The 23199-nt window shown below is 38.0% G+C and carries 26 protein-coding genes; 14 read left to right on the top strand and 12 right to left on the bottom strand.

Features of this window, described 5'->3' with window-relative positions:
• Nucleotides 1-74 precede the first annotated feature (74 nt).
• Entirely contained in the window at nucleotides 75-1352 is a 1278-nt protein-coding gene (locus OKW21_RS11900) for a DUF2851 family protein (RefSeq protein WP_277479696.1), read from the top strand.
• A 9-nt stretch (nucleotides 1353-1361) separates the two neighbouring features.
• Entirely contained in the window at nucleotides 1362-2678 is a 1317-nt protein-coding gene (locus tag OKW21_RS11895; RefSeq protein ID WP_277479695.1) for a hypothetical protein, read from the top strand.
• Here the strand turns inward: OKW21_RS11895 and OKW21_RS11890 are convergent.
• From OKW21_RS11890 to OKW21_RS11870, 5 genes are all read right to left on the bottom strand, one after another.
• Nucleotides 2564-3622 carry an HTTM domain-containing protein gene (locus OKW21_RS11890; protein WP_277479694.1) on the bottom strand — a complete coding sequence of 353 codons (1059 nt, stop codon included), beginning with the start codon at nucleotides 3620-3622 and terminating at the stop codon, nucleotides 2564-2566. The two genes, OKW21_RS11895 and OKW21_RS11890, sit on opposite strands and share 115 nt — an antisense overlap.
• 67 nt (nucleotides 3623-3689) lie before the next feature.
• Entirely contained in the window at nucleotides 3690-4115 is a 426-nt protein-coding gene (locus tag OKW21_RS11885; RefSeq protein WP_277479693.1) for a hypothetical protein, read from the bottom strand.
• Entirely contained in the window at nucleotides 4105-4479 is a 375-nt protein-coding gene (locus tag OKW21_RS11880; protein WP_277479692.1) for a DUF1987 domain-containing protein, read from the bottom strand. Before OKW21_RS11880 ends, OKW21_RS11885 begins: the two co-directional genes overlap by 11 nt.
• 36 nt (nucleotides 4480-4515) lie before the next feature.
• Nucleotides 4516-5253, bottom strand: coding sequence for an ABC transporter ATP-binding protein (locus OKW21_RS11875; RefSeq protein ID WP_277479691.1), 738 nt, complete (start codon nucleotides 5251-5253; stop codon nucleotides 4516-4518).
• A gap of 13 nt (nucleotides 5254-5266) precedes the next feature.
• A complete protein-coding gene (locus OKW21_RS11870) occupies nucleotides 5267-5995 on the bottom strand; it encodes an MlaE family ABC transporter permease (RefSeq protein WP_277479690.1) in 729 nt (242 codons plus the stop codon).
• A 103-nt stretch (nucleotides 5996-6098) separates the two neighbouring features.
• Here OKW21_RS11870 and OKW21_RS11865 point away from each other — a divergent pair, with 103 nt between their 5' ends.
• The 8 genes from OKW21_RS11865 to OKW21_RS11830 all read left to right on the top strand — a co-directional run bounded on the left by OKW21_RS11865 (nucleotide 6099) and on the right by OKW21_RS11830 (nucleotide 12903).
• Nucleotides 6099-6806 carry an SDR family oxidoreductase gene (locus OKW21_RS11865; RefSeq protein ID WP_277479688.1) on the top strand — a complete coding sequence of 236 codons (708 nt, stop codon included), beginning with the start codon at nucleotides 6099-6101 and terminating at the stop codon, nucleotides 6804-6806.
• A gap of 100 nt (nucleotides 6807-6906) precedes the next feature.
• Entirely contained in the window at nucleotides 6907-8904 is a 1998-nt protein-coding gene (gene ispG / locus OKW21_RS11860) for a (E)-4-hydroxy-3-methylbut-2-enyl-diphosphate synthase (protein WP_277479687.1), read from the top strand.
• Between the two features lie 61 nt (nucleotides 8905-8965).
• Nucleotides 8966-9157 carry a DUF6728 family protein gene (locus OKW21_RS11855; RefSeq protein WP_277479686.1) on the top strand — a complete coding sequence of 64 codons (192 nt, stop codon included), beginning with the start codon at nucleotides 8966-8968 and terminating at the stop codon, nucleotides 9155-9157.
• A complete protein-coding gene (locus OKW21_RS11850; RefSeq protein ID WP_277479685.1) occupies nucleotides 9158-9508 on the top strand; it encodes an MmcQ/YjbR family DNA-binding protein in 351 nt (116 codons plus the stop codon). It begins immediately after the preceding gene.
• Between the two features lie 8 nt (nucleotides 9509-9516).
• The gene (locus OKW21_RS11845) at nucleotides 9517-10107 is read left to right on the top strand and encodes an SGNH/GDSL hydrolase family protein (RefSeq protein ID WP_277479684.1); all 591 of its coding nucleotides are present in this window, start codon (nucleotides 9517-9519) and stop codon (nucleotides 10105-10107) included.
• 140 nt (nucleotides 10108-10247) lie between these two features.
• Nucleotides 10248-11312, top strand: coding sequence for a branched-chain amino acid aminotransferase (locus OKW21_RS11840; protein ID WP_277479683.1), 1065 nt, complete (start codon nucleotides 10248-10250; stop codon nucleotides 11310-11312).
• Between the two features lie 77 nt (nucleotides 11313-11389).
• Nucleotides 11390-12467 (top strand): peptide chain release factor 2 gene (gene prfB, locus OKW21_RS11835; RefSeq protein WP_277479682.1). Its coding sequence is split into 2 segments (ribosomal slippage): nucleotides 11390-11449 and nucleotides 11451-12467, totalling 1077 coding nucleotides; the frame shifts between segments, so codons are not numbered across the junction.
• A 190-nt stretch (nucleotides 12468-12657) separates the two neighbouring features.
• The gene (locus OKW21_RS11830; RefSeq protein WP_277479681.1) at nucleotides 12658-12903 is read left to right on the top strand and encodes a hypothetical protein; all 246 of its coding nucleotides are present in this window, start codon (nucleotides 12658-12660) and stop codon (nucleotides 12901-12903) included.
• 59 nt (nucleotides 12904-12962) lie between these two features.
• Here OKW21_RS11830 and OKW21_RS11825 read toward each other — a convergent pair whose 3' ends face one another.
• From OKW21_RS11825 to OKW21_RS32525, 3 genes are all read right to left on the bottom strand, one after another.
• Nucleotides 12963-13586 carry an ATP-dependent metallopeptidase FtsH/Yme1/Tma family protein gene (locus tag OKW21_RS11825; protein ID WP_277479680.1) on the bottom strand — a complete coding sequence of 208 codons (624 nt, stop codon included), beginning with the start codon at nucleotides 13584-13586 and terminating at the stop codon, nucleotides 12963-12965.
• 16 nt (nucleotides 13587-13602) lie between these two features.
• On the bottom strand, nucleotides 13603-14430 hold the full coding sequence (locus OKW21_RS11820; RefSeq protein ID WP_277479678.1) for an IS982 family transposase: 828 nt from the start codon (nucleotides 14428-14430) through the stop codon (nucleotides 13603-13605).
• A 62-nt stretch (nucleotides 14431-14492) separates the two neighbouring features.
• Nucleotides 14493-15725: an ATP-dependent metallopeptidase FtsH/Yme1/Tma family protein gene (locus OKW21_RS32525; protein WP_338130043.1), complete on the bottom strand. Its 1233-nt coding sequence runs from the start codon at nucleotides 15723-15725 to the stop codon at nucleotides 14493-14495.
• 703 nt (nucleotides 15726-16428) lie between these two features.
• On the opposite strand from OKW21_RS32525, the gene OKW21_RS11805 reads away from it, so the two are divergent.
• Nucleotides 16429-16839 (top strand): hypothetical protein, encoded by a 411-nt coding sequence (locus tag OKW21_RS11805; protein WP_277479677.1) that lies wholly within the window; start codon nucleotides 16429-16431, stop codon nucleotides 16837-16839.
• A gap of 46 nt (nucleotides 16840-16885) precedes the next feature.
• Here the strand turns inward: OKW21_RS11805 and OKW21_RS11800 are convergent, their stop codons facing one another.
• Genes OKW21_RS11800 through OKW21_RS11785 form a run of 4 tightly spaced genes read right to left on the bottom strand, consistent with a single transcriptional unit; the run spans nucleotide 16886 to nucleotide 21008 of the window.
• Nucleotides 16886-17599 carry an N-formylglutamate amidohydrolase gene (locus OKW21_RS11800; RefSeq protein ID WP_277479675.1) on the bottom strand — a complete coding sequence of 238 codons (714 nt, stop codon included), beginning with the start codon at nucleotides 17597-17599 and terminating at the stop codon, nucleotides 16886-16888.
• Nucleotides 17575-18840 carry a carboxylate-amine ligase gene (locus OKW21_RS11795; RefSeq protein ID WP_277479672.1) on the bottom strand — a complete coding sequence of 422 codons (1266 nt, stop codon included), beginning with the start codon at nucleotides 18838-18840 and terminating at the stop codon, nucleotides 17575-17577. Before OKW21_RS11795 ends, OKW21_RS11800 begins: the two co-directional genes overlap by 25 nt.
• Nucleotide 18841: 1 nt before the next feature.
• Nucleotides 18842-20290, bottom strand: a complete 1449-nt coding sequence (locus tag OKW21_RS11790) for a RimK family protein (RefSeq protein ID WP_277479670.1) — start codon at nucleotides 20288-20290, stop codon at nucleotides 18842-18844.
• Nucleotide 20291: 1 nt separating this feature from the next.
• Complete coding sequence (locus OKW21_RS11785; protein WP_277479669.1) at nucleotides 20292-21008, bottom strand: cysteine peptidase family C39 domain-containing protein; 717 nt, start codon at nucleotides 21006-21008, stop codon at nucleotides 20292-20294.
• A 55-nt stretch (nucleotides 21009-21063) separates the two neighbouring features.
• On the opposite strand from OKW21_RS11785, the gene OKW21_RS11780 reads away from it, so the two are divergent.
• The 3 genes from OKW21_RS11780 (at nucleotide 21064) to OKW21_RS11770 (ending at nucleotide 23188) form a co-directional block, all read left to right on the top strand.
• On the top strand, nucleotides 21064-21681 hold the full coding sequence (locus OKW21_RS11780) for an RNA polymerase sigma factor (RefSeq protein WP_277479668.1): 618 nt from the start codon (nucleotides 21064-21066) through the stop codon (nucleotides 21679-21681).
• Nucleotides 21682-21955: 274 nt separating this feature from the next.
• A complete protein-coding gene (gene rhaM, locus OKW21_RS11775; protein WP_277479667.1) occupies nucleotides 21956-22270 on the top strand; it encodes an L-rhamnose mutarotase in 315 nt (104 codons plus the stop codon).
• 81 nt (nucleotides 22271-22351) lie between these two features.
• On the top strand, nucleotides 22352-23188 hold the full coding sequence (locus tag OKW21_RS11770) for a polysaccharide deacetylase family protein (protein ID WP_277479665.1): 837 nt from the start codon (nucleotides 22352-22354) through the stop codon (nucleotides 23186-23188).
• Nucleotides 23189-23199: the final 11 nt, after the last annotated feature.

Here is a 23199-nt window from a genome sequence, read left to right as displayed (position 1 = left end):
ACTTAAGTTTTAATTTATAAAAACTGCACTAAAGTTCTTTCCTGAATCTTATACTATTGTAGAAATTGAGGTTGATGAAAGAAGATTTACTACAATATATTTGGCAGTTTCAGCTTTTTGAAAAAAATAACCTTGAGACTTCAGAGGGAGAGGCATTAAACATAATTAATCCTGGCATCAGGAATGACAATGCTGGTCCCGATTTTTATAATGCTCAGGTAAAAATTGGTGATTTAGTTTGGTTTGGTGCGGTTGAAATTCATATCAATCCAAAAGACTGGAAAACCCATAATCATCACAATGATGTAAACTATGAAAACGTAATTCTACACGTAGTGTGGGATGGGCAGGCCGAAGTATCACACCAGGACGGAACATTGGTTCCTATGCTTAAATTACATACTTTAATTGCTCCAACCATATTGCAACACTACAAGCGTTTCTTTGCAAATAGCATTAACAATACACTTACATGTGCTCCACAATTAAGTCATGTTTCTGAACTGGTTCGACTTTCAGTAATACAGAAGTCAGCTATGCAAAGAGTAGAAAGGAAAGCAAATGAAATATTAAGTTTATGGCATCATAAGCAAAAAGATTGGAATCAAATTGCTGTACATTCCTTATGCAAAGCCTTTGGCTTTAACGTCAATGCAGATGCTTTCTCGATATTGGGAAGTAAGATTAGTTTTAAACATATTCATAAAGAGAGGTACTCCTTTATTAATCTGTTATCATATCTATACCTGATCTCTAGTATCCAATTAAGTTTTAAATATACAAGAGAAGCAAAAACTAAGCTTGAATATTTGAACAAAAAATACAAAATGCATGAGTTTAAGATGAATGGGAACGAGTTTCGTAAATCACGCCTTAGGCCAGCTAACTTCCCTGAAATCCGAATTGCTCAGTTTGCCGCTTTGCTTAAGCAGGAAGTAAATTTGCTTAATTTTATCATCTATGAACATGAAGCAAAGGCAATTTGGGAAATTTTTGACCAAGCTAATCATATAATTAAAAAACATTATAGCCTATTCAATCATGCTAGCTTGTTAGGAAAAAGTAGTATTGAAAGCATTATTGTTAATGCAATTGTGCCCATCAGATACGCATACGGAGTTTATCATAATGATGAAAAATTCATGGAGAATAGTATTAATTTACTAGAATCAATAGCTTCAGAAAAAAACAGGGTCACACAACAATTTATCAAATATGGGTTCAGGATCAACTCTGCGCTTGAATCACAGGGTGTTTTAGAACATTATAAATTCTATTGTACGCCAAAAAAGTGTCTAAATTGTGGAGTTGGTTGTGCCATTATGAAAAATCACAACCTCCTTATTACTTAAGTTAGTCAATTGTTTGTCCTACTTTTCATTATTCAGTGTACAATCTATTTTTTAATATTTCGCCGTTTTTATTTACAAGCGGCATTATCACATCTGCAATGGATTTTTGTACCAGGATTAATAATTAAAGTGATTGCGGGTTTAAGTTTAGGCCTTTTGTATACCCAGTTTTATCAGGGTGGGGATACTTTGGCTTATTACGAAGATTCAGTTTTGTTATCACATCTTTTTTTAACAAATCCATCTAAGTATTTTGAATTACTTTTTAGTGCGGACATGATTGAAGGATTAAAGTACGCAGATCAAGATCGTGCTTTGTTGTTTTCAAAGTTAGCAAGTTTGCTAAGCATATTTTCACTGCAAAATTACTGGCTAATGACTGTCAGTATTTCACTCTTTAGTTTCTTTTGTAGTTGGTGGTTTGTGCTTAAGCTAATTAGACATTTACATGTTTATGTAAAAATTGCCGCTGCTTCATTTATTTTTTTCCCTTCAGTAGTTTTCTGGAGTTCAGGCCTGTTGAAAGAGTCGGTTAGCATGTCACTCATCTTTATATTGTGTGGCTTATTTCTTGAGCTGTATTTCAATAGGTATACGCATATTAAATCATACTTAGTGGCAATACTTATGATCTTTGCTTCAAGCTTGTTATGGTTACTTAAATATTACTATGCCGCTGTATTGCTACCCTTGATGTTGATACTATTGCTCTTTCAAGCTATCAAAAGATACTTCAAAAATCTATCTGCTTTACAACAATGGTTTGTGGGTGTTACGTGTTTTGTCTTAGCATTAGGAATATTCTGGGGGGTAATGCTAAGCCATCCTAACTTGAAGCCTGATAGCATTTTACAGGCTATTGTTAAAAACCATAATTTAAGCGTATACGCTTCAGATAATAATGGTTACATCGTTTTTGAAAACCTCAAGCCAAAAGTAAGCAGCTTTTTGGCTCATTTTCCAAAAGCATTTATTAGTGGTTTGTTTAGACCTTTGCCAGGAGAGGGGAGCACATTTTTACATACGGTAGCAGGAATTGAAAATTTACTTGTATTATCAATAAGTTTATTAGCTTTAATATCAATAGTCAAGCTTAGAAAAATAACTCATCCAGAATTGGTGCTCATCTGCGTCGTTTATGTGGTATTATTGTCTAGTTTACTTAGTATAGCTTCACCCAATTTTGGCAGCTTAAGCCGTTACAAAGTGGCTTATGCTCCTTTCTGGTTGTTTATGTGCCTTTTATCTATAGCAGACAGTACTTTATTCCACAGCCTTTTCCAGTCTATAAAGAAAATATACACAAATATCCAGGAGGAGAAATAGGGGCCAATATCCATAAGAATTTTGGTGCCTAGATGAAAGAAAATACCCATGGGTAAATAAATATATTTCCACCTTGGCTTGATCAGTATGATAAAAAAGGTAAGCTGAAAAAAAAGGGCTCCTAAAGGTAGTATACTCGCAATAACATCATTTCTGGCCAGCTCTATCCCCAATGGTTGATCATGAAGTGTGATATAAGTCCTGAAAGTGTCAGATGAAGCCCATGCCAGCCCGCTGGTGAGCATTTTCTCTAATCCGGAGAGAAAATAAACCGCTGCAATAGTGAATTGAATTAGAAATAGCGTCCAGGATTGTACTTTATCGTTCTGTTGAGTGCGATAACGGATCTGATCATTTATTTCGAGGAACATGAAAGGCATCAACATGACTGCGTATGTTAGTGTCACTTGTCCGTGTTCTACCTTTTCAAATGAGTTGATATAGCCTTGAAAAAGCACTAATATTAATGCTACTGAGGCAGGCCAGATAACTTTACGTGATCCCCTAAGAATGTTAAGGATACTAATGATATAAAAGGTATAAAGCGTATAAAAAAGGCCTAGGGGAAGAACTGGAAGATGCAACAACCTATATATTAATATACCCTTATAAAAAGGGGCGAGCTTTACAATTTCATCAAATGCAAATACCCATCGCCAGCTAAAGTAAAGCAGCCCGGCATAGAAAATAAAGATTAGTATGTTGTACTGCTTGATAGGAAATGACTGAATCTGGTAACGTATCAGGCTGATAGGGCTAATGCAGTAGCATGAGATAGTTAATCCAGCAGTTACCAAAAGTGTTCTGATCAGTATTTGATCAGCTTTATACAGAAAAAAAGATAGTTCAAAGCGTTGCTTTTCAACAATAAATCTGGGATACAGTACTTCGATAAGATGTTCCAGCCAGTAAGGAGCATTGTCTTCATATGCCAGTATTACCAAATCTCTCAGGAAAAAAATATAAACTGCTGAGAGAATCAGTATTAAGATAAATGTATAAACAATAACTTTATTTCGGAGAACCTTTACCATTAGGGTATCTGGCAATTATACTACTATCGTTGAGCATGCTCCTTAAGACTAAAACAGTATCGACATGTAAATCTTCTGGCAAGAGCTGATAAAATTGTTTGGTGAATTTATCTGCCTCCCCGCGATAATAGTAATTTCTTAAAAGGTAATTAAGCTTGCTTTGATCCACTCCGACTTTTTCGCCAAGCTGCTTCTCCACCATTCCTTTTTCATTTACTCCTATCAGATGAAAAGTTTCAGTCTGAATTTTTCGGGTAACCGGTTCAGCAAACATACCAAAGCGAAAAAATGGAAAAAAAGTTTGCTGCATAATAAAAGGAAAAAATAGAGCAAAAATTGTAATTATACTTAGCGCATAACGCAGTCTAAGCAATTGATAAAAAACTTTTGATTCATTTTTCAATGGCTTGAATGGGTAAATGAGAAATATCGCTGAAGTTTTCAATTTCGCTTAATAGGTGTTCATCTCCCTGAGCGTAAAACCAACGCAATTTTATAGAATTGCCGCTCTTATGGATTTCTGCTAACCTTTTCAGAATTTCATAAATAGATTTTGCGGAAGCGGTATTATAGTATTTAAACTCAAAGACTACCTCAGTATGCGTTGCAGGATGATTGATATAGGTATCTATCCACTGGATGATAGGAAAGTAAAAAGCAAGTGCGTCTTCCAGGTCTGAAATTCCGTGAATGAGTATTTTTCCATCTTCTGAATTCAGTTTTACCTCCGGACTTTTGTCAGTGGCTTCTAGCTGTAATGACTCCATATATAAAAAAATATTATTTACAGTTTACTTACTTAATTAAGAGCTTATCAATTTGTTTGCGAATACAAAATCTCTAAGTTCCTGCACCTCTGTGTCAAGGATTACCTTATTGTTGCCTTCCCACAGTTTTTTACCTTTGTAAAGAAACATCACATTATCACCGATACCTATTACAGAATTCATATCATGGGTAACCACAACAGTTGTAATATCAAACTCATAAGTAATTTCTTGTATGAGCTCATCTATCAGAATTGAAGTTTGAGGGTCCAGGCCTGAATTTGGTTCATCACAAAATAAATACCGGGGATTGTTCACAATGGCACGGGCAATGCCCACTCTTTTCTTCATACCACCACTTATCTCAGAAGGCATTTTTTTGTTCACATTTTCCAGGCCGACTCTTTTAAGGCAAAAATTGACCCTGTCCCGCTTTTCATCTTCCGGAAGGTCAGTCAGAATATTCATGGGGAACTTCACATTGTTTTCCACATTCAGAGAGTCAAATAGTGCTACCCCCTGGAACAGCATGCCTATCTCTCGCCTGATCTCGGTTTTTACATCTTTATCAGCATTGGTAAAATCCCTGTTGTTATAATAAACAGTCCCTTCATCCGGAGGAATCAGCCCTACTATACATTTAAGCAAAACACTTTTACCTGTACCACTGGCACCAATAATAAGGTTGTTTTTACTCTGCTGGAAAGTCCCGCTAATACCTTCCAGTACCGAAGCTCCATCAAAAGACTTTGAAATATTTTTTATCTCTATCATAAAAGGAACAAGCTTAAAGTAATACTTCAACGACAAGGTAATCCGCTAATAAAATCGCAATACAACTGTTAGTAACAGCGCTGGTACTAGCCTGACCTACCTCTAATGCACCACCTTTAGTATAAAACCCTTTGTATGCTGAGATAGATGCTACCAAAAATGCGAATACTAATGATTTTACCAGTGCGATAAAGATAAAATATTGCCTGAAGTCAAATCTCAAACCATACACATAATCTTCACCGGAAACAATATTTGTAAGGGTACCTACCAGATAACCTCCGTAAATAGATAAAAATCCTGCCAGTACACATAACATGGGGAACATGAGCATGGCAGCTATTATTTTAGGGAGAACCAGATATGAAGACGAGTTGATTCCCATAACCTCCAGCGCATCAACCTGCTCAGTAATACGCATGGTACCCAATTCTCCGGCTATGTTTGAGCCTACCTTCCCAGCCAGAACGATTGAAGTAATCGTAGGGGCTAACTCAAAAACAGTCATGTCCCTGACAACGGTACTAATGATGAAATCCTGAATAAAAGGACTGACCAGGTTAGCTGCTGTCTGTACCGTAGTTACCGCTCCAATAAATGTAGAGACTATGGTTACCAGTACCAATGAATTAATACCGATGATAATAGCTTCATCAAGTGTACGCTTCACATAAGTACCGAATGTTTCCATTTTTTTGAATAGCGTACCGATAAAAATTACGTATTTACCAAGACTTCTCATAAAAGTGATTTAGATATGGATATTGCATAGTTATTATTAATATGCATTAACTCATAAAGGAATAACGTAAAAAGATTTTTTTGTTAGTAAAAAACAGGATTTTATGAAAAAATTAGCAGTTGTCACCGGAGGAACCAAAGGGATTGGAAAAGCGATTATTGAAAGCTTTGCTGCCGAGGGCTTTTCTATTGCTACATGTGCAAGAACTAAAAGTGACTTAGAGAAACTAAAGCTAGAAATCAGAGAGAAATTTCCAGCAATTGACTTCTTCATTCAACAGACGGATATGTCCGACAAAATGCAAGTCAAAGCTTTTGCTGAGATGATTGATGCTACTGATATAGCGGTTGAAATTTTAGTAAATAATAGTGGATTATTTATTCCCGGCCAAATTCATAAGGAAGAAGAGGGGGCACTGGAACAAATGATAGATACTAATTTGTACAGCGCTTACCATCTTACCCGTTCACTTATTAAACCCATGATGGAAAGAAAGAAAGGACATGTTTTTAACATTTGCTCAACAGCCAGCATCGTTCCTTATACCAATGGCGGATCGTACTGCATTGCCAAGTTCGCGATGTTAGGTATGAGTAAAGTGCTGCGTGAGGAAATGAAGCCTTACGATATAAGAGTAACTTCAGTATTGCCCGGAGCCACCTATACCGCCAGTTGGGAAGGAACTGATTTGCCTGAAGAACGCTTTATGAAGTCAGAAGATGTTGCCGAAACTGTTCTCACCGCTTACAAATTATCTGACCGGGCAGTGATGGAAGAAGTGTTGATCAGACCACAGTTAGGCGATCTTTAGAAACATTATTTACAACATTTCATTAGTAGCAAAGTTTACTTATAAAATTTATACATTCTTCGTTATTTTGCGATGGTATTAAGATTCATCTTATAATCATATGTCCATATTAGCATCAGAAGTACAGCCCTTCAAAAAATACTGTCAGAGTCTTACTGAATACAACCGACGTCAAAGTCGTGAGGTCTATATTGGGGATATTCCATTGGGAGGTGAGAATCCGATCAGAGTACAGTCAATGACCACAGTGGACACAATGGATACTATGGGTTCGGTAGAGCAGACCATCCGTATGGTGGATGCTGGCTGTGAGTATGTCCGTATTACCGCTCCCAGTATCAAAGAAGCACAAAACCTTGAAAACATCAAGCAAGAACTGTTGAAGAGAGGTTACAAGGTGCCCTTGGTAGCAGATATTCATTTTACCCCCAATGCAGCCGAACTGGCAGCACGTCTGGTGGAAAAGGTGCGGATCAATCCTGGAAACTACGCGGACAAGAAAAGATTTGAGCTGATTGAATATACCGATGATACTTATCAGCTGGAGATTGAGCGTATTCGTGAGAAGTTTGAACCCCTGATTCATATCTGCAAAGAATATGGTACAGCTATGCGTATCGGTACTAATCATGGCTCTCTGTCTGACAGGATCATGAGCCGTTATGGAGATACGCCTTTGGGTATGGTTGAGTCAGCCTTAGAGTTTATCCGTATCTGTGAGGAGATGAAATACTATGATATTGTCATTTCCATGAAAGCCAGTAATACACAGGTAATGGTGCAGGCTTACCGTATGCTTGTCCAGAAACTGGATGAAGAAGGATTGCAGCCTTATCCGTTACATCTGGGAGTAACTGAAGCCGGAGATGGTGAAGATGGTCGCATCAAATCCGCAGTAGGCATAGGAACGCTGCTGGAAGACGGACTGGGTGATACTGTGAGGGTTTCGCTCACTGAAGAGCCTGAGTATGAGGTGCCGGTAGCTTATAATTTGGTGAAAAGATATGATAAACGTTCGGGGCATCAGCTTATACTTCCGGTTGAGCATGTGCCCAAAGATCCTTATAGTTATAGCAGGCGGGAGAGTTTTGAGGTAGGTAATATCGGGGGAGACAATGTTCCCAGAGTAATCACGGACGTACGAAATGTAAAAGATTGGACATACAAAGACTTCAAAGGTATAGGCCATTTTTATTTACCTGAGCCCGATAAGTGGACCATGAATGAGATCGGATGTGATTACATTTATTCAGGTAATCAGCCTATAGATTTTATGCTACCTAATGGGCTAAAAGAGATTCTGAACTATCAGGCATGGTTAATCAGCAATGATAAGCTAAACAAGCTGCCTCTTTTTAGCTGGCATGAATATCAGAACAGAGAAACTTCGCACCGGCAAACCAATTTTTTAGAAATCAGCTTACCGGAAACAGATGAAAGCTTCTGGCAACAAATTGCTGATGATCAAAAGCTGATATTAATTCTGGATACTGATAATGCGCATGCCATGCCTGAGCAGCGCAGGTTCTTTTATGAGCTGATGAATCGTGAAATCAATATTCCAGTCATCATCAAGCGCAAGTACGAAGATATAGAAGATGAAAAAGTGCAACTTTATAGTGCCACTGATATGGGAGGCTTGCTGATTGACGGTTTTGGAGATGGCGTCTTATTAAGCATGGATCTGGGTACCCCCAAGCCTAAAGAGATACAATTAGAAATGATTGCGCGTAACAACAGCATTTCTTTCGGTATTCTTCAGGCATGCAGGACGAGAATGTCTAAAACAGAATACATCTCTTGCCCTTCCTGTGGACGTACCTTGTTTGACCTGCAGGAAACCACGGCGATGATTCGTAAGCGAACAGATCATTTGAAAGGAGTCAAAATCGGTATCATGGGATGCATCGTAAACGGACCCGGAGAGATGGCTGATGCGGACTATGGATACGTGGGCTCGGGTAAAGGGAAAATTACTCTGTATCGTGGGCAGAATGTAGTGAAGAGAAGTGTACCTTCTGAGCAGGCAGTGGATGAACTCATCCAATTAATCAAAGAAGATGATCGTTGGAACGAGCCTACTTCACGTCCTGAGTAGCGACCAAATTGCTTATTGAACGTTTTACTGGTATTGCTGCTTAATTAAATAAACATTAACTATGAGTGATAATAAGAAAAGCGGATGGAAAAATTTTTTCTCATTAGGAGAAGTGGGAGGATATTTTTTTCGCAGCAAAGAGAAAAATCGGACAGATAATGTAAACCTTAAAATGATGCATGGCATCAATAAGATTTCCATTGTTATGTTTTTAATTGGCGTAATTTATCTGGTGGTCAAAAATCTATTCTAATTGGATATTGAATCATTTCGTGCTTTCTGTCTCGTTAAAAAAGGTGTAACTGAGGAATTTCCTTTTGACGAGCAGACTTTGGTCTTCAAGGTTGCAGGTAAGATGTTCGCACTCACCCATGTGGATTCGTTTGAAAGTGTAAATCTCAAATGTGATCCTGATCAGGCCGAATTACTTCGGGAGCAATATCAGGAAGTCATACCCGGCTATCATATGAATAAAAAGCACTGGAATACAGTATTACTCACCGGGAGCATAGGAGATAAGCTTTTACAAAAGTGGGTTGATGATTCTTATGCATTAGTTGTAAAGGGGCTGCCTAAAAAACTTCAATCAGAACTAAATCAATAAGCGTTTTTATGGATGATAGTAAACCCAGCTATCTGGCATTAGGCGATTCATATTCGTTTGGAGAAGGGGTGCGGGAGAATGAAAGATGGCCAACACAACTTGCTCAAAAGCTAGACTGGCAGACTCCCCAAATTATTGCCACTACAGGATGGACAACTTCTGAGTTAATAGATGGGATTTCTATAAGTGAACTTGATACATCTTATGACTGGATTTCTCTTCTGATAGGTGTTAACAACCAGTACCGGGGACAAAGCATCAAAAGTTACCAGAGTGATTTGGAAATTTTGGCGAACATAATGCTGCCATTGGTAAGACATAAATCTCAACAGGTATTTGTCATTTCCATTCCTGATTATGGAATTACACCATTTGCAAGAGATAAAAACCCTCAAAGAATCAGCCAGGAACTTAGTCAATACAACCAGATCAATAAGAATTTTGCCTTTCAACATGGTTTTCAATATTGTGATATCACTCAGCTATCTTTGAAAGCTAAGCAAAATAAAGATTATCTGGTGGATGATCAGTTACATCCATCCGGAAGCATGTATAAAATCTGGGTAGACGAAATATTAAAAACCTGCCTATTTAGCTGAACGTATATATGATATAATTTTTCCAAATAAGCTATTTCTTAATCTATAAAGACTGATTAATTCCGTAAAATCAATAGCTTTGTTTTGAAAAGATTTAGATTACTCTATTACTAATATTGTTTTTAGCAAAGTGAAAGGTCATGACAGGAACACTTGATATTGCCATTCAGAAAGTACAGAACTCAAGAATCAATCAGGTTGATTTTGACAATATTCCATTTGGCAAAGTTTATTCCGACCATATGTTCATTGCAGATTATGTGGATGGGCAATGGGGAGGCTTAAGAATAGTGCCTTTTGAGCATCTGAAATTAAGTCCGGCAAATGCAGCATTGCATTATGGGCAGTCTATTTTTGAGGGAATGAAAGCCCACAAAGGAGATGACGGTAGCGCCCTAATCTTTCGCCCCGAAAAAAATGCTCAGCGTTTTAATCGCTCAGCTATCAGAATGTGCATGCCGGAGCTTCCTGAAGAAATTTTTATTGGTGGACTAGACGAACTCGTTAGGCTGGACCGTTCCTGGATTCCCGATAAAGAGGGAAATTCACTTTATCTCAGACCTTTCATGTTTGCTGCCGACGAGTATATTGGTGTGCGTCCGTCACTCACATATAAGTTTATGATCTTTACCTGTCCTGTAGGAGGCTATTATAGTAAACCGGTGAGGGTAAAGATAGAGACCAAATTTGTGAGAGCAGCGGAAGGAGGCACCGGAGCTGCGAAAACAGCCGGTAATTATGCCGCTTCTTTATATCCTGCACAACTTGCCGGAAAGGAAGGCTACGATCAGCTTATCTGGACAGACAGCAAAACTCATACGCTGATCGAGGAAGCAGGCACCATGAACATCATGCTGGTGATTGATGGTAAATTAATCACTCCTCCTACCAGTGGAACCATATTGGAAGGAGTAACGCGCGATAGTATCTTAGCATTGGCGAATGACTGGGGTATGGAAGTAGAAGTGAGAAAAGTAACCGTAACTGAAATTATTGATGCGATTAAAACAGGTAGCTTAGAGGAAGCCTTTGGTGCTGGTACTGCTGCTACTGTAGCCCATATTGCAGCCATTGGTTACGAAGGGATTGACTATGAACTTCCTCCAGTTGAAACCAGAGAATTTTCTAACAAAGCGCTGCTGGAAATGGAAGCCATCAAAAGAGGAAAAAAAGAAGACCGTTTTGGATGGATTCATAAAATTTAGTGCATAAAATTATATTGTAATCCACTTTCCGATTAAAGTGGATTTTTTTTGTTTAACCCTATTTGATCATTAATACCATGACTAAAGATCAGTTGAAGGATTTAAAGGTAAGAGTAGATGCCTTGAGGGGGTATCTTTGACTACGATAAGAAGAAAAGTGAAATAGAAGACGAGGAAGCCATAAGTGTTCAGCCGGATTTCTGGAATGATCCTAAAGAGGCAGAGCTTACCATGAAGTCCATTCAGAGCAAAAAAGTGTGGACCAATAGTTTTGAAAAAGCTCAGGCTGCTTACGAAGACCTGGAGACCCTCTATGAGTTTTATGAACTGGATGAGGTCAGTGAAGGTGATATTAATAAAGAATATAAGAAGGCGCTCCAGATCATAGAGGATCTAGAGTTCAAAAAAATGCTTTCTGGAGAAGAAGATCAACTAAGTGCTATTTTGGAGATAAACCCAGGTGCGGGGGGGACCGAAAGTCAGGACTGGTCCGAAATGCTGATGCGTATGTACATCATGTGGGGAGAAAGCCACCACTATAATGTAAAACAGCTAAGCTATCAGCCAGGAGACACGGCAGGTATCAAGGGCGTATCGCTTGAGTTTAATGGTGAGTTCGCTTATGGTAACTTAAAGTCTGAAAATGGAGTACATCGTTTGGTAAGAATATCGCCATTTAATGCTAATGGTAAGCGGCAAACATCTTTTGCATCGGTATTCGTCTATCCCGTAGTAGATGATTCCATTGAAATAGATATCAATCCTGCAGATATTACCTGGGAGACTTTTCGCTCTGGTGGTGCAGGGGGGCAGAATGTAAATAAAGTGGAGACCGCAGTTCGTTTACGGCATGCTCCTTCCGGAATAGTAGTAGAGTGTCAGCAGGAACGATCTCAGCTTCAGAATAAGGATAAAGCCATGAAAATGCTGAAATCCAGGCTATACCAGGTAGAAGTAGAAAGAAAAAATGCAGAAAGAGCTGAAATAGAAAGTAATAAGGATAAGATTGATTTTGGTTCTCAGATCAGAAATTATGTTTTACATCCTTACAAATTAGTAAAAGATACCAGGACAGGAATAGAACGTACAGATGTTAATCAGGTGCTGGATGGAGATCTAGATGACTTTATCAAAGCTTATTTGATGGAGCAATAAATTATCACAAAGCAAGACAATATTGCAGCTTGCATATTGCAGGATGATCATTTACACTAAGCTATTTTACTTAGCAGTAAATCAACAATTTACGAAACGCGGATTAAGATTATTGAAACTATAGGAATATTAAATTTTAATCTTCGTTTTACAAATAGACAAATGAGGAGGCATTACTAAATACTTTTGTGTGGATATAGATATTTTTTCAAAGCTGACCATCTCTCGGCAGGCGCAGTATACCTGGAAACATGGGAGTCATTTGGCGAGGAAAGATGGTTTTCGCTACCATCACGACCTATATGCATTGAATGATTTTTTTGTAGAAATTATTTATAACCTTGAACTGGGGCAGGTTGATAAGATTGAGGGTTTTATTCAAACCGCACGCCTCAATCCATACATTGAAGATATTAGTCTGAATCAGTTATATTAAAAAAAAGCCTCTGTTTCAGAGGCTTTTTTTAGTTTATCTTTGCTAAAAATAAAACAACCTTATACAGTCTCTTCTGCTAAAATCTTATCAACATCTTTTTTAAGAATTACTTCTTTCTCTAAGAGTAGCTCAGCAACACTATTCAGTGCGTCTCTTTCATCGCTAAGCAGTAATTTTGCTCTTTGATAAGCATTATATATTACCTGCTGCACTTCTTCATCAATCTTTTTTCCCAGGTATTCACTATATGGTTTTTGTAAAGATTGTTGATTTTCTCCCGAACTATCATGAAAACTAAGATTGCCGACTTTTTCACTTAGCCCATACATGGAAACCATGCTATAAGCCATTTTGGTTACTTTTTCCAGGTCATCCAATGCACCGGAGGAAATTTCATCAAAAACAATTTCTTCAGCTGCTCTTCCCCCCAGGGTAGTACACATTTTATCAAAGAGTTGTTTTTTGGTGACAATATTTCTTTCCTGCGGCATATACCAGTTCGCACCCAGGGACCTGCCGCGCGGGATAATGCTTACTTTGACTAAATCATCAACATTTTTAAGTAAATGGCTGATTACCGCATGGCCTGCTTCGTGATAAGCAATGATTTCCTTTTCTTCTTCAGATCTCTTCCTGCTCTTTTTCTCCAGACCAGCCACTGTGCGGTCCAACGCATTTATCATATCTTCATTAATTAATTTAAGTTGTGGATAATGTTTTGTTAAAAGTAAAAGCAAATAGGAACAGAACGACCTTGAGCAAGAACCCCTGTGGGGTAACTGCATGGATTTTTCCGGGAAAGCGAGCAGTAACTTGGCTGAAGCAGGTTTCAATACGCTTTCTGTAATGCTTTTTTAAAAAACGCATAGCTGCGTTATCCTGCCTTTTTGAGTTAGATTTTCGCTCTACCAATAGGCGCACCTGATCGCATTCTTCATAAAGGTCTTCCAACTCATAATGCGTATAAGCACTGTCAGCATAAAGTTCACTACCTTGAGGTAAGGATAGGGACATAGCTTGTAAAGCTGTATTGTCGTGAATAGAACCAGCCGTGATCAAATAATCCACTGGTATACCATCGGCGGTGGTAACTACCTGTACCTTAAAACCATAGAAATACTGTCGTTTGGAGGCATTGTATCCCCGATAAGATTCATGTTTTAGTAGCTTGCACCTCCCAATACGAATGTTTTTACAAACAGCTACTGGGAACGAATCTATTAAGTAGCGACTTGCAGTGTTGAGTTGCTTGAGACTCTCCCCCAATGCTAAAAAGATCCTGATTAAAGTATTTGATAGGCGATGCAGATGGCGATTAAAGTTAGACTTGTCTATTTTGGCCATCCCATGATGTTGCTGCATGTATTGACAAGTAGTGTGCTGGTTGCCATAAAAGTACTGGGCTGAGAGCAGGGCAGTAGTTAATATCTCCGCATCACTTACTTTGCGACGAATGTCTATGTGGGGTTGGCTGATTTTTAAATAATCGTCCATAAAACAATATATTGCAATAGTATAGTCTGTCATGTAATTGTTAGGTAAAGTGTGGTAACTTCACTTTAACAATCTTTTGGCAGACTATGCTTCATTTAACCTTTTAATTCGCAACTTGAGTTAATTACATAATCTCTTTCGTTACGTGCAGCCATCAACGCAGCCTCATTACAAATATTGGCAATATTAGCACCAGCAAATCCTGCAGTTTGTGCAGCCAATATATTTACCTCAATGTCATTTTTTACATTGATTGTATCAAGGTGAACTTTAAAAATAGCCTTCCTTTCCTCCAGATTTGGAAGGTCAAGGTATATTTCACGGTCAAACCGGCCCGGCCTCAGCAAAGCTTTATCCAGTACATCTCTGCGATTGGTAGCTGCCATTACAATTACGCCTGAATTGGTCTCAAATCCGTCAAGCGCCTGAAGTAATTGGTTAAGGGTGTTTTCCTGTTCATCATTGCTTTGCATAGATTTAGCCTTACCCCGGGATCGCCCAATGGCATCAATTTCATCTATAAAGATAATACAGGGAGCTTTCTCTTTGGCTTGCTTGAAAAGGTTTCTTACCCGGGATGCACCCACACCGACAAACATCTCTACAAAATCAGATCCTGACATGGATAAAAAAGGAACATTCGCCTCACCGGCTACAGCCTTAGCCATCATCGTTTTACCAGTACCCGGAGGGCCTACTAACAACATGCCTTTAGGAATTTTAGCGCCTACAGCTTCATATTTACGCGTATCTCTCAGGTAATGCACTACTTCCTGAACTTCAGTTTTGGCTTCGTCCAGTCCTGCTATGTCTTTGAATCTTACAGAAGGTTTGTTAGTTTCATCATATATTTTGGCTTTTGACTTACCGATGGAAAAGATGTTATTTCCTCCGCCCATAGATTGCTGAGCCCTTTTACGCATAAAATAAAAGAAAAGCACAATAAGAAAGATTGGCAATAACCAGGGAAGCAGGTTTTCCAGCCAGTTTGTACGATACACATAACTTACATTGACAGGACTAAGGTTATATTCGGCTTCAGCCTTTTGCACTTTATCTTCAAAAGTTTCTACTGAACCCAGGGTATATTGATAATCAGGGTTGTTTAATCCTTGGTCAAATATGCCAGTGTCCTTTTCATCAGCCTTGTTAACACTATCCTTCAAATAAACATTTGCGATTTTTTTATTGATAATCTCAATACTTTCAACCTGGCCTTTTTGTAAATACTTTTCTTCCAATTGTTGCCAGGTGATAACCTGAGTGCTACTGTTGGTCTGCCCGAAAAAATAGAAACCAAATATGATGAGAAGCCCTAAGAATAGCATTCTTATCCATGAATTATTAGGTCTCCCATGCTTTGATTTTTTTTGATCTATATGGTTTTGCTCCTAATTCATCATTAATGTTTAAAAAATTTTCAAATCCTTAATGCTATAACCCATAATTGAGCAATTCGTTACTTAAGAATGACTTCATTTATCAGGAAAATCAATGTGGAATTGATGCGTATTTTCTACACTGATGGGGAAATCTCGCTTTAAAATGTCCACCTAATCTTAAAAAATCAGCACAGATTAGGATAGGCACGAAATTAGAAATACCTGTTGCAAATTGTTATTCCAGATTTTTTTGACTTGACCATTTTTAATTTTTTTGACTGAAACACCGCTTCGGCGGTCGCTGGAAAAACAATTGGGCTGTTTACTTGATGGAAATGGACTTAGGAGGGTATCTTACCCTCCTTTAGTTTTTTAAATGAATGGGTTCACCCCAAGAACTAAATAAGGACACATATAACATCTAAAAGCCCTTCTTCTCAATTCTATTATATCAGTAAGAATATCTACTTTTTTTTTGTGCAAAACCGCGATCATTATCCTTTTGGATAATTCGTGATGTGAAAACGGTAAAAAACCGATGTAAGAATAAATGTAAAAATTATAAAATTGAACTATTTTAATTTGAAACTTCAATATTCTTATTTATATTGCATATATATTAAAGATAGAAATTTAAATACTTAAAAATATGATGCGCTTTCCAGAACTTGAAATCCAACCTAATGGGGCTGAATCATTTTATAATGAATATAAAGACAAGCTTTCTGAAGAGAAACTACTAAAAGGCTTTTCTTTTGCTCAGGCATGTGATGATTTTCAGAGACATTTTAATAAGTATCTCATTTCTGAAAAGAACAGCATGTATAACATGAATAATGCGATCAGAAAGTTTTTTGTGGACAATAAAGCAAACCGTCAAAGCATGATGTTATTTGCAATTTTTGTTAGAGAACATCTTGAAATCACAAACGAGATGCTACTTGAAAAAGAGTATTATGAATTGATGCATAAGTTCAGTGCTACCAAAACAAGATTACATCAATTACTCAATATGCTGATGGCGGATAATATTGAGAGTGAAAAAAATGAATTAGAATGAATTGATTAACAGTGTTTTCAGTGCTTGTAATAAGTAAAGCCAGTGATTATTTTGTCACTGGCTTTCTGGTTTTGAAACCATTCAATATAATTTCCATTGCTCTGGTAATATCTATAAAATGATCAGTGCCTACCCATTTTTGGTTGATTTCAATTTCTATACCTGCATATCTGCTATCCTTGTATTTTGTTCTTAAGTAAGAAGTAAGTCCATCATCAATTCCCCGGTAAGGCTCATTAAAAAATATTTTGCTTCTGGGTAATAAATCGACCAATTCGGGTTTTATCTGTTTGGCAATACCTAACTCAAGCTTTCGTCCCGGGTCAAACAGAATTCCTATATCCAGATTTCTAATATTACCATCATAAACGGGTGTAAATGAGTGTATAGAAAAATGTACGTTCGTTTGCTTATCTTCTATGTTCTTTTCAATAATTGACGTGATCTTATTTCTGTAGGGAAGATATAACTCCTTTATAAGTAGTGCTTTTTCCTCGTAGGAAAGATAGTTTGTGAACTCTGAATAAAGCTGTGGGTGTCCTAATGAGCGATTCATCTCTATCAGCAACCTGCTTATGGTACAGGACACCAAAGGAAGCTCCAGCTTTGCTGAAAGTACTTTGGCAAGATCAAGTGTTCCCGGGTCCCATCCGCGATGACTTTGAAGAATAGCTTCCTGACCGATGAAATATTGTTGATAGGTGGGAGGTATTTCATAACCTCCGTGCTCACAGCTCAGGAAACATGCGTAGTTTGCCATGTTTCAAAAGTTTCATTTTCATCCAGACAGTCACTCAATTCGCTATAAATTAATTTTAGGTTCTCTTGAGTGTAAATGCCGTCAGTAAGTTGGAGAATCTTGTTACCCAATGAACCTCGTAGAAGTAGCGTATCCAGGGTGGGAGCCCAGTTCGCGATTGCTTCAGGATAATGGGATAACACGAGTTTGTACAAGTGCAGCCAAATTTGTTTTGCTTTTACCCTTTTTTTATCCCATCCAAGCAGTTTAAGATAATTATTTTCTTCTATGAGCGTATCTTCTGCATGCTCAATTACATTGCTAAATATGTTGAATAACGCATCCTCTGACCAGGACTTTTGCTCATTAAAAGTACTTAGTTTTTCTTCTACCAGTAATTTTAGCACATGGATAATCAGGTTAAGAATTGCCAAATCTGCAAGCGGGCTTTCCTGAATATCCAATATTCTGATTTCAATGGATCCACGGTCAAACCTTGCTATTGCCCCCCTTGAATTTAACCATACGGCTTCCAGGATATTATCTTTATCATAAGGCTTAATAGCCGAGGTGATAGGATCATAAATAAGCTTTTGATAATCAGCCTGACAAAAAGCTTTCTCAGGAATTACTTTGCCGGTAATCAGCGGAATCTGCTTTTGATTGAGCTGGTAGTAATCTAATCTTTTGTCAATTTTACCGGTATACTCACCTTCCAGGATAGGAGAACTGGCGGTTAATGCTGGCATAATGGGCATCAGCACTCTTATTGCAGCATGTAAGCTGGCAAATTCTTCATCCCCAGCAAAAGGCAGATTCAAATGTGTGCTTTGCAAATTTGACCATCCATGTCCTTTACAATTGAAAATCCGATCATAAGTTTCATAAATTTCTTTGTTACCATAAGGCCAAAGCTGAGTTTCCTGGGCAGGATTCATCCAGGGATGAGCTGCGGTAGGCATGAGTTTGGCATCAAATTGGGCCAGCAAATGATTGATCTGCTTTACATTCGTAGCAAAATCGTCTGCCAGTCTCCACAGATCAGCAGTAGGTTGGGTACATTTCAATTCAATTACGTGTCTTACCAGTTCATTAGACCAGGTAACTGATCCGTTCTCATACTCGTCAACATATTCACCTGCCGCGGCTTTCAGTAACTCATCCGCAATGGGTTTTATGTTCAGTGTGTTTTTATCAACGATCATGTATTCCAGTTCCACACCGTAGGCCTGGAAAAGATGAAGAGGTTTGCGGTTTTGCATATTAGTTAGATTTGACACGTTGTAAAAGAGTATCCATAATGCTTAAATACAGTTGATCCTTAATCATCTTGTCTTCTATGCCACTATCTATACTCGGATTATCATTTACTTCAATTACGAAGTACTGGCCGTTTACTTCTTTGATATCAACACCGTAAAGACTATCACCAATGAGCCTGGTAGCTTTTACGGCGGTATCTATCAATGCTTTGGGAGCTTCACTCAAAGTCAATGTTTCAGCTTTGCCATCTTTATCCTTAGCCTTTGACCAGTTAACAATCTGCCAGTGATTGCGAGCCATAAAATACTTGCAGATATACAGTGGTTCATTGTTGATGATACCAATACGCCAATCAAAAGCTGTGGGCATAAATTCCTGGGCTATCAGTAATTCAGAATTTTGGAAAAGGCTTTGCATGGCCGGCACCAGTTCCGGCTCTGAATTGATTTTGATTACCCCTTTGGAAAAACAGCTGTCCGGTTGTTTTAATACCAGAGGAAAGCCAAAATCATATAATGCAGACAAGGGGGTTTCTTTACGCACCATCATAGATTTGGGGGTAAGAATCTGGTTGGCCTGAAGTACCTCGTTTAAATACACTTTATTGGTGCATTTAAGAATGGAATCAGAGTCATCAATGACGATTAAACCCTCTGCCTCTGCTTTTTTCGCAAAACGAAAAGTATGATGGTTTACATTCGTTGTTTCACGAATAAATAAGGCATCATACTGGATCAGTTTGCTCAGATCATTTTTGGTGATGAGGTCTACACTAAAACCGGTCTTGTCCGCCGCCTTCACGAATTTTTGAATCGCCTTAACATTGGAAGGGGGTGTTTTTTCCTCCTGACTTACCAGGATTGCCAGGTCGTACTTTTTGCGGGATATGTTGCTTCCAAATGTTTTTTTGCCCTCAAAGTAAGCCTGCAGTGATGCGTGGAGTATAGGTTTATCCTCATCAGGAATATCTGAATTGTTTGCCGGCTGAATATACTGGAGCAACCATTTTTTCTCTTTCTTTACAAATCGTGCTTTTAGCAAAGGCGTTTGCAGGAGATTGAATAGTAAAGAAGCAAGTTTCAGGAAAGCCTCATTCTGAGTTTTACCCATATAAATGCGCATCTCAACTGTTTTTTCGTTTACCTGCTTAAAAGTATCCTGTATCAGTTCATCAAAATCTAAGCTGTCTTCGCGGATCAGGGAAGGGAAACGAAAATCCTGAATCGCTGATATACGAGGCATTACTTTATGCCCTCTGGCCTCTGCTAGAAGCGATACATAATAACCAAGGCTTTGGTACTGATAGGAACGGCAGAAATTGAGAATTTTTGTGTTTTTAGCTTTCAATAATTGTGTCTCTCCGAAATAGTCAGCGGGAGTAATCACCTGAACGCCTTCAATTTTAAATTTCCAGTTATTTGGGTTTTCTGTAACGATTAGTTTAGACATCTTAACTTTTTTTCGGCTGAATGATTAATAAATTCGCATCGTAAGTGACAATGCCCAGTAAGATGGCATTGATAAGTCGGTCAATTGGTACCTGGTAATGTTGTTCGGTTTTGGCTACCGGATTCGGATTCAAAGGGTCAGAAATATGAACCATACGGCTGTCCCTGTCATAACCTTTGATCAGCACAAAGTGACCGCTGGGTTCCCCTTTGATATCATGATACTGATTGGTCTCAGCAATTTCTCGTGCGCACTGATACAGATAGGTTGCGCTCAAGCCGGTCAAAATAGGAATCTGTTTTACCAGATATTTTTTCAAAAGCCTGGGAGTAAGTTCTTCATACAAAATTTTACCGCCAAGGCTTAAAAACTGAACATATGCATCCGTAGCCAGCTTTATCCTTAATTGTCTTTTCACAGAAGCCTGTTGTCTCAGCTTAACATGCAGCTGAGTGTTTTCGGTAAACCAGGTGGGATCAAATATGTGAAGGTTATAGGTATAGATAGTTGCCTGATAGCCACGTTGTAAAGCGTGAATGCCCAGATAAACTGCCAAAGTACCACCACTTTTTAATTGCTGTACTTCTCCGATCACTACTTCCATGTCTAAGTGATCCTGGTAGTAATTATACAGCGCATGCAGACAAGTAGGTCCACAGGTAACATCGTCTGGCTGGGGCTTTATATTGACAGTAAGTACATGTTTATTATCATCCATGCTTGATTTCAATAATTTTACTACTTTGACGGCACTGAAATCAAAAGTCACATGTATGAGTGATAATTATATGATTAATTATATTTTAAAAAATAATGACTCTTATGATACAATGATTGGATTAGAAAAATTAAGTGATGAAGATTTAGCGAATCAGTTAAAGGAGAGCGGTGATCAAAGGTTTTTTGCGGAGCTGACCCGAAGGCATGAGAAGAAAATTCTTAAAAAATGCAACTCTTATGTAAAGCAGGATGCGGCTAGTGAAGACTTGATGCAGGAAATTCTCATTAAAATTTTTTTACGTATCAAAGACTTTCGGAATGAGGCCAAATTTTCTACCTGGCTGTTTACGATCATACACAGCACCTGCATTGATTACCTGAGGAAGCATAAAAAAAACGTGCACAGTGTCATCACTGAGAAGCTGAGCGATGAAGTAGGAGATATCATTGAAAGCGAAGAAGAAATTAGTGAAGCTTTAAGTGAAAAAGTTTTGATGGAACTTTTAGAGCAAATGACCCCGGAAGAAAAAATGCTTTTATTACTCAAATACAAAGAAAAACACCAAATTAAAGATATACAGCAAACGCTTAATCTTTCAGAAAGTGCGGTGAAAATGCGTTTAAAGAGAGCCAAAGAGAAGATCAACAAACTTTATTTGCGGCATAAATAAGTACTGCTTTCATTATACATAGCAGATAGAACAGGACGGAATAGCAGAAGTGGCATTGCATTTTTATGAATACGGTATGCCATAAAACATATCCAGACTGGTTTTAGATTTTACTTAAATCAATATTTATACAGACCTGAAAATCAGATGATTATGAAAGGTGATCTGCTGCCTGGATAGCATAGGCTTTATGGTCTTTTGGCGAAGCCATCGTTTTGTGAATTTTGCAAAAATTAGAAGAGCAAAAACTATTTAGAGCTAACCTATATAAGATATGAAGCGCAAAGCATTTACAATGAAACTGATAGCTGGTTTTGAAGAAGAGTATAAGAAAAGACATGATGAAATCTGGCCGGAGCTAAGTCAAAGCCTGAAAGAAGCAGGGATCCATGACTATTCAATTTATCTGGATGAGGAAAGTCTTACACTTTTCGCCGTTCAAAAAGTAGACGATCATTATGATGGAAATCAGCTGGCATCTCATCCTGTGGTGAGAAGATGGTGGGATTATATGGCAGATATTATGGAAACCAATCCTGATAATTCACCTGTAACCAAAGCGTTGCAGGAAGTTTTTCATATTGACTAGTATTGTCTGAAAATGCCAAATGTATCTTTGAATGAATCACAAAATAATGAATGCAAGTATTCATTTTTTATACTTATTGATATGAAAGCTGTATGGCATTATGAAAAGTTTATCAATAGAATGATCAAAATACAGCCTAAGATTATCGTACTATTGTTGATCCATTGTTTATCAGCGGGTCCTGTGTTTTCCCAGTTCTTCAAACAGCAAATCCCTGATAAATTGGTGGTGCTCACTTTTGATGATGCAGTAAGTACCCATGCTACTTATGTAGGTCCATTGCTTAAAAAATATGGATTTGGAGCTACATTTTTTGTTTGTGAATTTCCACCTGACTTTGAGGATAAAAGTAAATACATGTCCTGGGAGCAGATACAGAAGCTTGGAGAGATGGGATTTGAAATTGCCAATCATACCCATCACCACACCCATGTGAACCGGATTGATGAAGCTGAACTGATCAAAGAACTTACGTATATTGAGGAAAAATGTGTGGCATTAGGCCTTGAAAAACCTATTACTTTCGCTTATCCTGCTTATGAAACCGACGAAGAAGTTATCACAACACTTAAAAAACAGGGATACCGACTTGCCCGGGCAGGAGGTAGTCTGGCTTACGACCCATTAATTCATCACCCTTACCTCATACCGAGTTTTAGCACTACTGGTGAGGATAAGGAGCGCGTGATCAATGCTATTAAGCAGGCAAAAGATGGAAAAGTAGTCGTGTTAACTGTACATGGTGTACCAGACTATGCACATGATTGGGTGACTACTCCTCCTAAACTTTTTGAAATTTATCTGAAATTTTTACATGATAACAACTACCAGGTAATTGCATTAAAAGATCTTGAAATATACATTGATGTGGACCAAGCTTTAAATGAGATACAACCAAATTTTGAGGCTGTTAAATAAAGTAACAACAC

The sequence above is a fragment of the Catalinimonas alkaloidigena genome, assembly GCF_029504655.1.
In the GTDB taxonomy this organism is placed as follows: Bacteria; Bacteroidota; Bacteroidia; order Cytophagales; family Cyclobacteriaceae; genus Catalinimonas; species Catalinimonas alkaloidigena.
Note: the sequence above shows the minus strand (reverse complement) of the source record. Positions and strands in the feature narration are given on the sequence as shown.

Excerpts from the sequence above, each read along its gene's own strand:
- OKW21_RS11900 (WP_277479696.1), top strand. The coding sequence starts at position 75 with ATGAAAGAAGATTTACTACAATATATTTGGCAGTTTCAGCTTTTTGAA.
- OKW21_RS11880 (WP_277479692.1), bottom strand. The coding sequence starts at position 4,479 with ATGGAGTCATTACAGCTAGAAGCCACTGACAAAAGTCCGGAGGTAAAA.
- OKW21_RS11875 (WP_277479691.1), bottom strand. The coding sequence starts at position 5,253 with ATGATAGAGATAAAAAATATTTCAAAGTCTTTTGATGGAGCTTCGGTA.
- OKW21_RS11870 (WP_277479690.1), bottom strand. The coding sequence starts at position 5,995 with ATGAGAAGTCTTGGTAAATACGTAATTTTTATCGGTACGCTATTCAAA.
- OKW21_RS11865 (WP_277479688.1), top strand. The coding sequence starts at position 6,099 with ATGAAAAAATTAGCAGTTGTCACCGGAGGAACCAAAGGGATTGGAAAA.
- ispG (WP_277479687.1), top strand. The coding sequence starts at position 6,907 with ATGTCCATATTAGCATCAGAAGTACAGCCCTTCAAAAAATACTGTCAG.
- OKW21_RS11855 (WP_277479686.1), top strand. The coding sequence starts at position 8,966 with ATGAGTGATAATAAGAAAAGCGGATGGAAAAATTTTTTCTCATTAGGA.
- OKW21_RS11845 (WP_277479684.1), top strand. The coding sequence starts at position 9,517 with ATGGATGATAGTAAACCCAGCTATCTGGCATTAGGCGATTCATATTCG.
- OKW21_RS11840 (WP_277479683.1), top strand. The coding sequence starts at position 10,248 with ATGACAGGAACACTTGATATTGCCATTCAGAAAGTACAGAACTCAAGA.
- OKW21_RS11825 (WP_277479680.1), bottom strand. The coding sequence starts at position 13,586 with ATGATAAATGCGTTGGACCGCACAGTGGCTGGTCTGGAGAAAAAGAGC.
- OKW21_RS11820 (WP_277479678.1), bottom strand. The coding sequence starts at position 14,430 with ATGACAGACTATACTATTGCAATATATTGTTTTATGGACGATTATTTA.
- OKW21_RS32525 (WP_338130043.1), bottom strand. The coding sequence starts at position 15,725 with ATGCTATTCTTAGGGCTTCTCATCATATTTGGTTTCTATTTTTTCGGG.
- OKW21_RS11805 (WP_277479677.1), top strand. The coding sequence starts at position 16,429 with ATGATGCGCTTTCCAGAACTTGAAATCCAACCTAATGGGGCTGAATCA.
- OKW21_RS11800 (WP_277479675.1), bottom strand. The coding sequence starts at position 17,599 with ATGGCAAACTACGCATGTTTCCTGAGCTGTGAGCACGGAGGTTATGAA.
- OKW21_RS11795 (WP_277479672.1), bottom strand. The coding sequence starts at position 18,840 with ATGCAAAACCGCAAACCTCTTCATCTTTTCCAGGCCTACGGTGTGGAA.
- OKW21_RS11790 (WP_277479670.1), bottom strand. The coding sequence starts at position 20,290 with ATGTCTAAACTAATCGTTACAGAAAACCCAAATAACTGGAAATTTAAA.
- OKW21_RS11785 (WP_277479669.1), bottom strand. The coding sequence starts at position 21,008 with ATGGATGATAATAAACATGTACTTACTGTCAATATAAAGCCCCAGCCA.
- OKW21_RS11780 (WP_277479668.1), top strand. The coding sequence starts at position 21,064 with ATGAGTGATAATTATATGATTAATTATATTTTAAAAAATAATGACTCT.
- rhaM (WP_277479667.1), top strand. The coding sequence starts at position 21,956 with ATGAAGCGCAAAGCATTTACAATGAAACTGATAGCTGGTTTTGAAGAA.
- OKW21_RS11770 (WP_277479665.1), top strand. The coding sequence starts at position 22,352 with ATGAAAGCTGTATGGCATTATGAAAAGTTTATCAATAGAATGATCAAA.